The sequence below is a fragment of the Pelagibacterium mangrovi genome, assembly GCF_036662815.1.
Taxonomy (GTDB): domain Bacteria; phylum Pseudomonadota; class Alphaproteobacteria; order Rhizobiales; family Devosiaceae; genus Pelagibacterium; species Pelagibacterium mangrovi.
The window spans coordinates 287258-300961 of record NZ_JBAFXA010000003.1 but is presented as its reverse complement, the minus strand read 5'-3'; the positions used below and the strand labels follow the sequence as shown (position 1 = coordinate 300961).

Here is a 13704-nt window from a genome sequence, read left to right as displayed (position 1 = left end):
CAGGTTAGGGACCAACATGACAGATGTCTCGGACAAGCGATCGGGCGTCACCGCCCGATCCGGAATCGATCCTTCGCTCTTTTATAATCCTACGGCGCGAGCCGTTGTTTACCAGGCCGCGCTCCTCATAGCGGTTGCGCTGCTGTTCTGGTGGCTGCAATCGAACGCTGCGGCCAACATGGCCGCACAGGGCAGGGCCACTGGCTTTGGCTTCCTGTTTCAGACGGCCGGTTTCAACATCGGCTTTTCGCTGATCCCCTTCAACAGAAGCTCGACCTATCTCGACGTCTATGTCGTGGGCATTCTCAACACATTGCTGGTGGCCGTCGTGGGCATCGTCCTTGCGACGATTCTGGGCTTCATCATCGGCATTGCGCGGCTTTCGCCGAATTTTTTGATCCGCAAGCTGGCGATGGTCTATGTGGAAGTCGTCCGCAACATGCCGCTGCTGCTCCAGCTTCTGTTCTGGTACTTCCTGGCGCTCAATGCCATGCCGGGGGTGCGCCAGAGTTACGAGTTTCCGCTCGGCGTCGTGCTCAACCAGCGCGGGCTTTATCTCCCGCTGCTGCAATCGGACCAACGCTTCCTGATCCTTCTCGGCGTCCTGCTCGTCGCCATCGTCGTGGCCGTCCTCTGGCGCCGGCGTCGCGTGCGGCGCATGGAGGAAAAAGGCGAGAGATTGCCGGTGCTGCTGCCGTTCCTCGGCATCATCCTTGTGCCGTCCATCCTGGCCTTTTTCGTTCTGCAAGTGCCGGTTGCCTTCAGCGTGCCCGAACTGACCGGTTTCAACTATACCGGCGGCTTCGTCGTACCGCCCGAATTGACGGCGCTCGTCCTTGGTCTGGTCGTCTATACTGCGGCCTTCATCGGCGAAATCGTTCGCGCCGGCATCCAGGCCGTCAATTACGGTCAGGTCGAAGCGGCTGCATCGTTGGGGCTCAAGGAAGGCGACCGCCTTCGTCTGGTCATCATCCCCCAGGCCATGCGGATCATCATTCCGCCGCTGACCAGCCAATATCTCAATCTTGCCAAGAACTCCTCGCTCGGTGCGGCGATCGCCTTTCCCGAACTCGTCAACGTGTTCATGGGAACGGCCATCAACCAGAGCGGGCGCGCAGTCGAAATCGTGGCGCTCACAATGGCGGTGTATCTCACCTTCTCGCTCACGACCTCGCTGTTCATGAACTGGTATAACTCGCGCGTTGCGCTGGTGGAGCGCTGAGCCATGAGCCAATCACAATCCGTTTTCGTCCGGTCCCAGATGGCCGAGCCCCTGCCGCCTCCACGGCGCACTACTGGGGTAGGCGCGTGGATGCGCTCCAATCTGTTCTCATCCCCGCTCAATTCGGTGCTCACCATCCTGGGGCTGGCCCTCATCGTCTGGATTTTGATCCCGATGTGGAACTTCCTCGTCGCCGACGCGGTGTTCACGGACCCCGAGGGACAGAGGGGCGCGGCCTGCCGTTTCGAGGGGGTTGGAGCCTGCTGGATATTCATCCGGGCCCGGTTCAACTTCTTCATCTACGGCTTCTATCCGGCCGATGAAATCTGGCGCATCAACCTGATGTTTCTGATCGGCATCATCCTGCTGATCCCGTTGCTGGTCCCGCGGGTTCCCTTCACCCGCCTCGCCGCCATCCTCTTTTTCGGGGTGTACCCCTTCGTCGCCTATTTCCTGATGGCGGGGGGCTTTGGCCTGCAGCACGTGCCGACGCGCCAATGGGGCGGGTTGACGCTGACGCTGATCATCTCGTTGATCGGTATCATCGTGTCCATGCCTGCAGGCATATTGCTGGCCTTGGGGCGACAATCGAAGCTGCCGATCATCAAGGGCTTCTGCGTCGCATTCATCGAACTCTGGCGCGCCGTGCCGCTGATTTCGGTGCTGTTCATGGCCTCGGTGATGTTCCCGCTGTTCATGCCCCAAGGCACCAACACCGACGTGCTCCTGCGCGCCATCATCGGCATCTGCCTGTTTGAATCCGCCTATATGGCGGAGGTGGTGCGTGGTGGTCTTCAGGCCATCCCAGGCGGTCAGCGCGAAGCTGCCTATGCGTTGGGGTTGAGCAAGATGAAAACCACGGCGCTCATCATCCTGCCGCAGGCGCTCAAGCACGTGATCCCGGGCATCGTGAACACCTTCATCGCGCTGTTCAAGGATACGACGCTGGTCTCGATCATCGGCATTTTCGAGTTGCTCAATACAGTCCGCGCCGCCGGCTCGGACATCGCATGGCAATTCCCGTCCGATGCCGTCACCGGCTACGTCTTTGCTGGCTTCGTTTTCTGGGTCTTCTGCTTCGGCATGTCCCGCTACTCGATCTATATGGAAGGCCGGCTCCACACCGGCCACAGGAGATAACCATGACCGCAACCATGGAAGCACCGCAGGCCGATCGCACCAAGATGACGGTGTCCGATACCGATGTGGCCGTCGACATCGTCGACATGAACAAATGGTACGGCGATTTCCACGTTCTGCGCGACATCAGCCTGCGGGTGATGCGCGGCGAGCGCATCGTCATCGCCGGCCCTTCGGGCTCGGGCAAATCCACGCTCATCCGCTGCATCAACCGGCTCGAAGAGCACCAGCAGGGAAAAATCGCCGTCGACGGCGTTGAACTGACGTCCGACCTCAAGCGCATCGACGAAGTGCGCCGCGACGTGGGCATGGTGTTCCAGCACTTCAACCTGTTCCCGCACCTGACGGTGCTGCAGAATTTGACGCTCGCCCCCATCTGGGTGCGCGGCACGCCCAAGGCCGAGGCCGAGGAGTCCGCGATGAAATATCTCGAGCGCGTCAAAATCCCCGAACAGGCCAATAAATTCCCCGGCCAGCTCTCGGGCGGGCAGCAGCAGCGCGTGGCGATCGCCAGGTCGCTGTGCATGAACCCCAAGATCATGCTGTTCGACGAACCCACCTCTGCGCTCGATCCCGAGATGATCAAGGAAGTGCTCGAGGTGATGGTCAAGCTCGCCGAGGATGGCATGACCATGCTGTGCGTGACCCACGAAATGGGCTTCGCCCGGCAGGTCGCAAACCGGGTGATCTTCATGGATCAGGGCCAGATCATCGAGCAGAACGAGCCCGAAGCGTTCTTCTCCAATCCCCAGCACGAACGCACCAAGCTGTTCCTCAGCCAGATCCTTCACTGACCCAACACGACAATACGAAGGGTCGCGTCCATATCGGGGCGCGGCCCTTTACGTCCGGTTGCGGGAGCAAGGCCAATTGGCCGGGGAGAAGAGACGCTCTTGCCTTGACCGCAAGGTGCGCCGTGCCAATATGACCTTCATCGAAAGGGACGGTTAGCGCCGCGTTGATCTTGCTCATATTTTCGCGCTTTTTGCGGATATTGGCCGGTGCGGCCGTGGCGATGGTCCTGCCGCTGGCTGGCCAGCCCGCCGCGTTGGCGCAAGAGCCGGAAGCGCAAACCAGCGCGCCCTTCACGATTTCCACGCTCGAAACGGTGCGCACGCGCGGCTATGTGATTTGTGCCGCGACCAATCCGCTCCCCGGTTTCGCCCAGGTGAGCCCGGAAGGATTGTGGTCCGGGTTCGATATCGACATCTGCCGCGCCGTAGCCGCCGCGATATTCGGCGATCCGTCCAAGGTGGAGTTTCGCCCGCTCTCCGGCCAGAGCCGCTTCGCGCATCTGGAAATGGGCGAGGTCGATCTGGTTGTCCGCAACGCCGCCTGGACCATGTCGCGCGATACGCTTTACGGCGCGAGCTATGTCGCCACGTCCTTTTTCGACGGACAGGCCTTCATGGTGCCCGAGCAACTGGGCGTGGTCTCGGCCTATGAACTTGAGGACGTCAACATCTGCGTGGCCTCCAATTCGGACGCTTCGCGGCGGCTGGATGAATTCTTCTTTTTCAACCAGCTCGGCTATGACGAACTGCTCTATGAGGACCGCGAGGATCTGGCGGTCGCCTACCGGTCGGGCCGGTGCGACGCGATAACGGCGCCGGCGAGTTGGCTCCAGGCCATCCGCCGGACGATGCCCGAGCCTGCCTCGCATTCAATCCTGCCCGAACGGCTCAGCAAGGAGCCTTATGGCCCTGTCGTGCGAGACGACGACGAGCAGTGGAAGACCATAGTGCTCTGGACGCTCTACGCGCTGATCAACGCCGAGGAATATGGGGTCACCTCGGTCAATATCGATTCCATGCTGTCGGCCCGCACCCCCGCGATCCGTCGTCTGCTCGGCGTGGAGGATGATGTCGGAGCGCCGGTCGGCCTGTCGCCGACCTGGATGCGTGACGTGATCCGCAGTGTGGGCAATTACGGCGAAATCTATTCCCGCCATTTCGGTGCCGGTTCTGGCGCGCCGCTGCTGCGCGGGCAGAACGCGCTCTGGATCAATGGTGGGCTGCTCTACGCCCCGCCGATTTATTAAAGCGTTTCCAGCAAAAGTGGACACCACTTTTGCGGTTCGGAAATGCTCTAAACTCCGTTCAAAGGATGGGCGAAAACAGCCGCGCACCCTGACACAGCAGCCGGAACAGGAAATTGCGGCGCTTGAGGTTGCGTTCTGTCGTCAGATACGAGGCGGCGAAATCGGTTTCCAGCATCGCGGCGATCTTGGCGATCATGTCCTCATGGGTGAACCAGAGGGTTACCTCGAAATTGATGTTGAACGAGCGATAGTCGAAATTGACGGTGCCCACTCCGGCGATCTGGTCGTCGCACAGGATCACCTTCTGGTGCAGAAAGCCCTGTTCGTAGCGGTGCACCTTGATGCCGTGCTCGACCATCTGGTCGGCATGGGCGTAACTCGCCAGCCACACGATCATGTGGTCGGGCTTGCGCGGCAGCAATATGCGCACATCCACCCCGCGTAGCGAGGCTGCATAAAGCGCGGTCTGGATTTCGATGCCCGGCACGAAATAAGGGCTGACGATCCAAAGCCGTTCGCGTGCGCGGGCGATCACCTCGGTGAAGGCGATCGAGCAGTCCTCCAACTTGTCGGCCGGCCCGGTGGGCATCACGAGAACCGGCTGGTTGCCCGGCGTCGGCACCTCGCTCGGATAGTGCACGACCAGATCTTCGCCCGTCGCCCAGTGCCAATCCTCGCGGAACATCAACACGCAGGCCAGCGCAGCGGGTCCGGCGACATGGACATGCGTGTCGCGCCAACGCCCGAATTTGGGGTCCTTGCCGAGATATTCGTCGCCGACATTGTGCCCGCCGACCCAAGCCTCGAGGCCATCCACCACCACGTTCTTGCGATGGTTGCGGTAATTTATGCGGGTCAGCCCGTAGAAGCGCAAAAACGGGTGGCGATGATTGAAGCTGTAAAAGGAAATGCCACTGTCCCGAAGCCGCTCCTTGTAGCTGTTGGGAAGCGCATGCGCGCCGGCATCGTCGTAAAGCACATAGACGCGGACACCCGCTTTCGCCCGTTCGATCAGCGCATCGGCAAAACGCTGGCCAAGGTCGTCGTCACGGATGATGTAGAACTGGACGAGGATATATTCCTTGGCGCGCGCGATGCCGTCGAAGATCGAGGCGAATGTGTCCTCGCCGTCGACGAGAAGGTTGGCCGCGTTGCCGTACAGAAACGGCAGTTCGGCCACCTTGCGAAGCACCGGCCAATCATCGCTGGTGCCCCGGTCGACGATGCGCAAATCCTCGGAACGCGCCAGACGCCAGCTTCGTCCGGAATGAACCTGGGATTCGGCGTAGTCGTCGAAAAACTTCCAGCCGAATACCAGATAGATGATCGTCGTGGGAAACGGCAGAATCAGAAGCGAGAGCAGCCAGGCGATCGAACCCTGCGAAGTTCGCGAATTCATGATCTCGCGCGCGCCGCATACGAACGCCAGTACGTAGTTGGCTATATAAAGCGTTGCCCAGAAACTGAAATTATCGGCGATGAGCCTTATGAGATCCACGTCGCCTCTTTAATTATGTATCAGCCTCCAGCACCGAACCGATGTCGACCGTGGGGTCGGCTTCAAGCCATTCCGGCACCGGCAAATCCTTGGAACGCAGGAAGGCCGGGTTGAAAAGTTTCGACTGGTAGCGATTACCGTAGTCGCAAAGCACCGTAACAATGGTTTTGCCCGGCCCGAGTTCCTTGGCCAGCCGCACAGCCCCTGCGATATTGATGGCAGAGGACCCCCCAAGGCACAATCCCTCCTGCCTGATAAGGTCGAAAATGTAGGGCAGGGCTTCCGCATCGGGAATTTGATAGGCGTGATCGACGGTAAGGTCCTTGAGGTTCGCCGTGATCCGTCCCTGACCAATTCCTTCGGTGATCGAGCCGCCCGAAGATTTAAGCTCGCCATCGGTATAATAGCTGTAGAGCGCAGCGCCCTCCGGGTCCGCCAGCCCGATCTGGATGTCCTTGTTGCGTTCCTTGAGTGCCATCGCCACGCCACCCAGCGTCCCGCCCGATCCCACCGCGCAGATGAAGCCATCGACCTTGCCGTCAGTCTGCTCGAAAATCTCGGGGCCGGTCGTTTCCACATGCGCCTGCCGGTTGGCGACGTTATCGAACTGGTTGGCCCAGATCGCGCCGTTCGGCAATTCACCCGCCAGCTTTTCGGCAAGGCGGCCCGAAACCTTCACGTAATTGTTGGGGTTCTTGTAGGCTTTGGCCGGGACCTGGATGAGTTCCGCGCCGGCCAGCCGAATGGCGTCCTTCTTTTCCTCGCTCTGGGTCTCGGGAATGACGATGACGGTCTTGAACCCCATCGCGTTGCCCACGAGCGCCAGCCCGATGCCGGTGTTGCCCGCCGTGCCCTCGACGATCGTGCCGCCTGGACCCAGCGCGCCCCGCGCTACGGCATCGCGAATGATAAAGAGAGCGGCACGATCCTTGACCGATTGGCCGGGATTGAGAAATTCAGCCTTGCCCCAGATTTCGCATCCCGTCGCCTCCGAAACGGCATTGAGACGGATGAGAGGCGTGTTGCCGATGGCGGAGGGGATATCGGGATAGCGATTCATGGTGCCTGAAACGTCCGGTGGGAAGGGCCTTCGATGGTAGAGGCCGCAAATCGGGCGGGCAAGGCACAAGGCCTTGGCAGACAGGCTTTTTCACTTTCGGCGCCAATGGCGCAAACCTCTGCCACGTAAAGCGCGCGTCGGGCAATGACGTTGCCCATGGCCCCTCGAAAAACGTGAGTAACGCATGAATTATCGAAATGCCGCGAGCGCGACGCCCTGATGAAAAAACTTTCTCTCCTGCGCGGATCGGGAATGGGAAATTGGCGTCGTACGCGTGGGGCTGGAATAATCTGGTGCCAGCTTTGAAATATAGAGAAAGCGGGCGTTTCGAGCACTCCGGACGGGCCTGCACGCGGTTGTTCGGCCATGGCAACTGAAATATCTCTAGCCCGACAAAACACGCCGTTTCGAACGGGAAATCCCCATGGCCCACTCTGCTCCGCTCTCCCATCTTGCTCGCCTCGAGGCCGAAAGCATCGAGATTTTCCGGGAGGTTGCCGCGAGCTTCGAACGACCGGTGATGATGTATTCGATCGGCAAGGATTCCTCGGTGCTGCTGCATCTGGCGCGCAAGGCGTTCTATCCGTCCACGATCCCGTTCCCTCTGCTGCACATCGATACCACCTGGAAGTTTTCCCAGATGATCGCCTTCCGCAATCGGATGGCCCAGGAGTATGGGTTCGAGCTGCGGGTGCACACCAACCCCGACGGTAAGGCCCAGGGGATCAACCCCTTCGATCACGGATCGGCCTATACCGACATCATGAAAACCCAGGCCTTGCGCCAGGCGCTCTCGGCCGGCGGGTACGATGCCGCCATCGGCGGGGCGCGGCGCGACGAGGAAAAGAGCCGCGCCAAGGAGCGGATTTTCTCGCACCGCAACGCCAATCACGCCTGGGACCCCAAGAACCAGCGCCCCGAACTCTGGCGCGTGTTCAACACGCGGCTGGCGGCCGGGGAGAGCATGCGGGTGTTCCCACTCTCCAATTGGACCGAACTCGATATCTGGACCTATATCTACGCCGAAGACATCCCCATCGTGCCGCTCTATTTCGCCCGCCCGCGCCCGGTGGTCGAACGCTCCGGCACGCTGATCATGGTCGATGACGATCGCTTCCGTCTCCAGGAAGGTGAAGCGCCCACTGAACAGGTGGTGCGCTTCCGCACTCTGGGCTGCTACCCCCTCACCGGCGCCATCCGCTCCAGCGCCGCGACGCTCCCCGAGATCATCATGGAAATGCAGGCCAGCCGAACCTCCGAGCGCGAAGGTCGGTTGATCGACAGCGATCAGGCCGGATCGATGGAAAAAAAGAAGCAGGAGGGGTATTTCTGATGTCTGTGGCACCCGCTTCCCAGCCCTCCGCCGATAACGACCTCGACCTCTGGCTCACTCAGCAGACCGACAAATCCCTGCTGCGCTTCCTCACCTGCGGTTCTGTCGATGACGGCAAATCGACGCTCATTGGCCGGTTGCTCTATGACAGCCAGCAAATCCTCGACGATCAGCTTGCCTCGCTGCGCAGCGACAGTCGCAACCGCCATGTGGGAGAGGAGGGGATCGATTTCTCCCTCCTCGTCGATGGGCTCGTCGCCGAGCGCGAACAGGGCATCACCATCGATGTGGCCTATCGGTTCTTTTCCACCGACCGGCGCAAGTTCATCGTCGCCGACACGCCCGGCCATGAGCAATACACCCGCAACATGGCGACCGGCGCCTCCAACGCCGATCTGGCGCTGCTGCTGGTCGACGCGCGCAAGGGGCTTTTGACCCAAACCCGTCGCCACAGCTTCATCCTCTCCCTGATCGGGGTGAAACACGTCGTCCTCGTCGTCAACAAGATCGACCTGATGGATTACAGCCAGGAGGTGTTTGCGAAGATCGAGGCCGAATATCGGGCTTTCGCGCAGGAGCTGGGCTTTGCGTCCCTCGCCGCCATCCCGGTTTCCGCGCTTCGGGGCGACAACATCGTCGCCAATTCGGAGCGCACGCCCTGGTACACGGGCTCGCCGCTGCTGCCTTATCTCGAAGAGATCGGCATCGATCAGGACAAGACGCAGATCCCGTTCCGCTTTCCGGTGCAATGGGTCAATCGCCCCAATCTCGACTTCCGGGGCTTTTCGGGCACGGTCGCCTCGGGTGCGGTCAGCGTCGATGACGAGGTTCTGGACGCTGCCTCGCGCAAGCCGGCAAAAATCAAGCGCATCGTCACCATGGATGGCGATCTGCAGGAAGCCGTCGCGGGTCAGGCCGTGACGCTGGTTCTCGACCGCGAGATCGACGTATCGCGCGGCGACGTTCTCACCCATCCCGGCCAGACGCCCGAATTTTCCAACCAGTTCCAGGCCGAACTGGTCTGGATGGCCGACGAACCCGCCTATCCGGGCCGTTCATATCTGCTCAAGATCGGGTCGCAATTGGTGCCGGCCACCATCACCGATCTCAAGCACCGCACCAACGTCAACACGCTGGAAAAATCCGCCGCCAAGCGCCTCGAACTCAACGAGGTGGGCACGGTCACCATCGCCACCGACCGGCCGATTGCCTTCGACCCTTACAAGACCAACGGGCTGACCGGCGCATTCATCCTCATCGACCGGATCGGCAATCTCACCCTTGGCGCCGGCACGATCGCCTTCGGGCTTCAACGCGCTCGAAACCTCTCCTACCAGTCCTTCGACGTGAACCGCGAAGTCCGCGCTTCGATGAAGGGGCAAACCCCGCAGGTGGTCTGGTTCACAGGATTGTCGGGTTCGGGCAAATCCACTGTCGCCAACCTTCTGGAAAAGCGGCTGACCGCCGAGGGCCGGCACGCCTATATCCTCGACGGCGACAACGTCCGGCACGGGCTCAACAAGGATCTGGGCTTCACCGACGCGGCGCGCATCGAAAACATCCGCCGTGTGGCCGAAGTGGCGCGGCTGATGGCCGATGCGGGGCTGATCGTCATCGTCTCGTTCATTTCGCCCTTCGCCAACGAACGCCGCATCGCCCGCGAAATCGCCGGCGACATCGCCTTCCTCGAAGCCTATGTCGATACGCCACTGGAAGTGTGCGAAGCCCGCGACCCCAAAGGCCTATACGCCAAGGCGCGCGCCGGTCAGATCACCAATTTCACCGGCATCGACAGCCCGTTCGAGGTTCCCGAACGCGCCGACATCACCCTCCACGGCGCAACCAAGACACCGCAGGAAATGGCCGATGAGGTATATGGGGCGCTGAAGGTCTAGTCTTCTGCGTCTGGGCTCTCGGATAAGCCGTTGCTGGATTCACAGGACAACCTGTCCACAAGCACCAGCGCTTATGCGAACAGATCGAGCATCATCTCTGGTTCCGGCGCCTGCTTGACCTTCGGCCTGGGCTTTTTCTCGGGGACAGGCTCAACTGCCTCCGCCGCGGGAGCAACATGCGGCGCCAGCCACGCGACGAGCGGCGCCAGCGCTTCGGCCTTGAGGGAATAAAGCCGGCGCTGCCTGTCGGCCCGCATATCGACCATGCCGGTATCGCGCAACACCTTGAGATGCTGCGAAATCGCCGGCTGGGTCACTCCGGGAAATGCGGCAACGAACGCACCGGCCGGCAGTTCGCCGCCGAGCAGCATGTCGATCATTTTCCGCCGCGTAGGGTCGGCAATTACTGCAAACAGGTCCATAAGCGCCGATTTATACGCTTGGCCTGCCGCCGCAAGAGGCAGGCTCATAACCCTCGGTCAATGCTGTGGAAATCTACTCCAGCAGCTCGGCGATGGCGCTCAGCGCCTCGTCCCAGGCCTCCAGCGAAAAGATGCGCGATTGCGGATCGGCATGGCTTTCGGCGATCTCGACGATGCTGATTTCCGTGCGCTCGTCATCGAGCGGCTGGAAGGTGACGATGAGGGTGCTGTCGTCGGACGCATCGCTCCCCTCGTGATGCCAGAGTTCGACCAGCTTCCGGTCCTGTTCGAAACCCGCGACCGTGCCGGTAACCACATGAACGGTCTGGATATCGTCGGCATCGACCGTCTCGAACCGGAAACGCCCTCCCTCGAACGCCTCGAATTCCACAGCCTCGGCCTGCCATTGCTCCAGCAGCGCGGGGTCGGTCCAGGCCGCAAAAAGCTCTTCGGCCGGTGCATCGATGGTGCGGGTGAGGGTGATGGAGTTTTCGCCAATATCGCTCATGAGATTATCCTTACCTTTCCCGCATATCGGGCAACAGCGCCGTCAGCAGCCCGCCAAGCGGCAGGAACGCGCAGATCTGGAACACGAACGCGATGCTCGTCGCGTCGGCGACCACGCCCATCACCGCCGCGCCCAGCGCCGCGATCCCGAACGCGAACCCGAAGATCATCCCCGCGATCATGCCGACACGACCGGGCATCAGCTCCTGCGCATAAACCACGATCGCCGCGAAAGCCGACGACAGTATGAAGCCGATCAAAGCGGTCAATACGATCGAAAGTTCCAGCCCCACATAGGGCAGCGCCAGCGTAAAGGGCAGGGGCCCCAGAATGGACACCCAGATCACGACCTTGCGCCCCACGCGATCCCCGATGGGGCCGCCGAGGAACGTCCCGGCCGCCGACGCGCCCAGGAAAACGAAAAGACAAAGCTGCGCGCTCGACGCATCGAGCCCGAATTTCTCGATGAGGAAGAACGAATAAAAGCTCGTCATCGAGGCGGTGTAGACATATTTGCTGGTCAGGAGCACGCCGATGATCGCGAAGGCCCCGATGAGCGTGTTGCGGCTCAGCGTCTTTGCCCGGATTGCCGGCGGCGCGCCTCTCGTCCGGCGATGCTGGCCGGCATACCAGGTCGAAACGGCGTAAAGCACGGCAATCGCGACAAGAGCGACGCCCGCATACCAGGCGATGCTTCCCTGTCCGCGCGGAATGATGATGAAGGCGGCCATCAGCGGCCCGATCGCCGTGCCGAGATTTCCGCCCACCTGAAACAGCGATTGGGCAAAACCAAGCCGTCCGCCCGAAGCCATGCGGGCAACGCGCGAGGATTCGGGATGGAAGATCGATGAGCCCACCCCGATCAGCCCGGCCGAGAGCAGCAGCATGGGAAAGCTGTCGGCCACCGAGAGCAGCAACAGCCCGACAAGCGTGAACGTCATCGCCACCGGCAGCGAATAGGGCTTAGGGTATTTGTCCGTGTAATGACCCACCAGCGGCTGGAGCAGCGACGCTGTCAACTGATTGACCAGCGTGATCAGGCCGATCTGGGTGAAATCGAGGGCATAGAGTTCCGCCAGCAGCGGATAAATCCCCGGCAGAAGTGCCTGCAGCAAATCGTTGAGCAGGTGCGAAAAGCTGACGGCAAAGAGCACCCAAAGAGAGGTGGCCTGTTGGGCAGGCTGGGGCGTCGCGGCAGTGGTGGTGGTCATGTCGGCGTCCAAAAAAACGCGCGGCGCAGGAGAGCTGCGCCGCGCTGATTTTCAAGACTTACGTCCGGTCCCTTGGACCGTCAAGCCGCCCGATCAGGGATTGGGAGCGTCGGTGCTCCGAAGGTCCTCAGGTTCGACCGGCTTGTCCTGCACTTCGAGCGGAGGATCGTTGCGGGTCTTCCACAGCGAGTAGAGGATGCCGATGGCCAGCGTGCCCACGGTAAAGATCAGCGACAGCACGGTGTCGATATGAATACCGAGCGGCACCAGCGAGATCTTGATACCCACATAGACCAGCACCACGGCCAGCGCGGTTTGGAGGTAGCGGAACCGCGCCATGGCGGCCGAGAGGGCGAAGAACAGGGCGCGCAGGCCCAGGACGGCAAAGACGTTCGAGGTGTAGACAATGAACGGGTCCTGGGTGATCGCGAAGATCGCCGGCACCGAATCGACGGCGAAGATGACGTCGACGATTTCCACCATGATCAGCGCGACGGCGAGCGGGGTGAGCCACAGGACCATCTTGCCGGTCGTTGGATGCGGCTGCTCGACGAGGAACTTGTCGCCGTGGAATTGCGGCGTGATCCGGAAGCGCTTGCGCAGGAATTTGAGGATCTTGTTGTTCTCGATGTCGTCGTCTTCATCGACCTTCCGGAACATCCTTATGCCGGTGAAGATCAGGAATGCGCCGAAGAGGAACAAGATGGGCTCAAAAGCGTGAACCAGCGCCACGCCCATGCCGATCAGGATGGCACGGAAAACCAGGACGCCGATAATGCCCCAGAACAGAACGCGGTATTGATAGAGACGCGGTACGCCGAGAAACGCGAAGATCGTCGCGATGACGAAGATGTTGTCCATCGCCAGCGACTGTTCGATGATGTAGCCGGTGAAGAACTCGAGCCCCGCCTGGGAGCCGCGCACGAACCAGACCCACGCGCCGAACGCACAGGCCACCAGCACATACATGCCGTAAAGCACGAAGCTTTCCTTGGCGCTGATCTCCTTTTGCTCCTTGTGCAGGAAGCCGAGATCGAACACCAAGATTGCAGCGACGACGCCAAGGAACGCAAGCCAGAACCAGACGGGCGTGTCGAGAAAAGATTGAGTGAAAAACGATGCTAAATCCATCGCCGGACCTTCTCCATGTTAGTTGGAACAGTTCCGACATCACGTAGCGATCAAGTGCGCTACGCCAGAGGGGCCCGGCACTGCGCGACGGTATATACGCCTTTCGCGAACCAATTTAAAGGGCAACGCGCCATTGTTCGAGCACAATTTGCGCGATCCTCGAATGGAAATCGTCGGGCGCAGGGGCAGAGGACCCTCCCATCGCTCTACCCGTCGGCGGGGGCGGCCACCGACTTGACTTCTG

Annotated in this window: 12 protein-coding genes; 6 read left to right on the top strand and 6 right to left on the bottom strand. The window is 60.9% G+C overall.

The genetic code is table 11. The features are described 5' to 3' along the window. Positions 1-16: 16 nt before the first annotated feature. The 4 genes from V4T21_RS06600 to V4T21_RS06585 all read left to right on the top strand — a co-directional run bounded on the left by V4T21_RS06600 (position 17) and on the right by V4T21_RS06585 (position 4403). The gene (locus V4T21_RS06600; protein WP_332714665.1) at positions 17-1222 is read left to right on the top strand and encodes an amino acid ABC transporter permease; all 1206 of its coding nucleotides are present in this window, start codon (positions 17-19) and stop codon (positions 1220-1222) included. 3 nt (positions 1223-1225) lie between these two features. Further along, positions 1226-2362 (top strand): amino acid ABC transporter permease, encoded by a 1137-nt coding sequence (locus tag V4T21_RS06595; RefSeq protein ID WP_332714663.1) that lies wholly within the window; start codon positions 1226-1228, stop codon positions 2360-2362. Between the two features lie 2 nt (positions 2363-2364). Next, positions 2365-3156, top strand: coding sequence for an amino acid ABC transporter ATP-binding protein (locus V4T21_RS06590; protein ID WP_440589633.1), 792 nt, complete (start codon positions 2365-2367; stop codon positions 3154-3156). Positions 3157-3320: 164 nt separating this feature from the next. Further along, on the top strand, positions 3321-4403 hold the full coding sequence (locus V4T21_RS06585) for an amino acid ABC transporter substrate-binding protein (RefSeq protein ID WP_332714661.1): 1083 nt from the start codon (positions 3321-3323) through the stop codon (positions 4401-4403). Positions 4404-4461: 58 nt separating this feature from the next. Here the strand turns inward: V4T21_RS06585 and cls are convergent, their stop codons facing one another. Continuing rightward, positions 4462-5901, bottom strand: coding sequence for a cardiolipin synthase (cls, locus tag V4T21_RS06580; RefSeq protein WP_332714659.1), 1440 nt, complete (start codon positions 5899-5901; stop codon positions 4462-4464). Between the two features lie 13 nt (positions 5902-5914). After that, positions 5915-6961: a cysteine synthase A gene (locus tag V4T21_RS06575; RefSeq protein WP_332714657.1), complete on the bottom strand. Its 1047-nt coding sequence runs from the start codon at positions 6959-6961 to the stop codon at positions 5915-5917. A gap of 424 nt (positions 6962-7385) precedes the next feature. On the opposite strand from V4T21_RS06575, the gene cysD reads away from it, so the two are divergent. Together cysD and cysN are read left to right on the top strand one after the other, a co-directional pair. Next, positions 7386-8294, top strand: a complete 909-nt coding sequence (gene cysD / locus V4T21_RS06570) for a sulfate adenylyltransferase subunit CysD (RefSeq protein ID WP_332714655.1) — start codon at positions 7386-7388, stop codon at positions 8292-8294. Next, positions 8294-10189, top strand: coding sequence for a sulfate adenylyltransferase subunit CysN (gene cysN / locus V4T21_RS06565; protein WP_332714653.1), 1896 nt, complete (start codon positions 8294-8296; stop codon positions 10187-10189). Before cysD ends, cysN begins: the two co-directional genes overlap by 1 nt. Before the next feature lie 71 nt (positions 10190-10260). Here the strand turns inward: cysN and V4T21_RS06560 are convergent, their stop codons facing one another. The 4 genes from V4T21_RS06560 to V4T21_RS06545 form a co-directional block, all read right to left on the bottom strand. Next, on the bottom strand, positions 10261-10611 hold the full coding sequence (locus V4T21_RS06560; RefSeq protein ID WP_332715060.1) for an ArsR/SmtB family transcription factor: 351 nt from the start codon (positions 10609-10611) through the stop codon (positions 10261-10263). Positions 10612-10684: 73 nt separating this feature from the next. After that, a complete protein-coding gene (locus V4T21_RS06555; protein ID WP_332714651.1) occupies positions 10685-11119 on the bottom strand; it encodes an SRPBCC family protein in 435 nt (144 codons plus the stop codon). Between the two features lie 10 nt (positions 11120-11129). Next, the gene (locus V4T21_RS06550; protein WP_332714647.1) at positions 11130-12329 is read right to left on the bottom strand and encodes an MFS transporter; all 1200 of its coding nucleotides are present in this window, start codon (positions 12327-12329) and stop codon (positions 11130-11132) included. Between the two features lie 93 nt (positions 12330-12422). After that, a complete protein-coding gene (locus V4T21_RS06545; protein ID WP_332714645.1) occupies positions 12423-13460 on the bottom strand; it encodes a TerC family protein in 1038 nt (345 codons plus the stop codon). Positions 13461-13704: the final 244 nt, after the last annotated feature.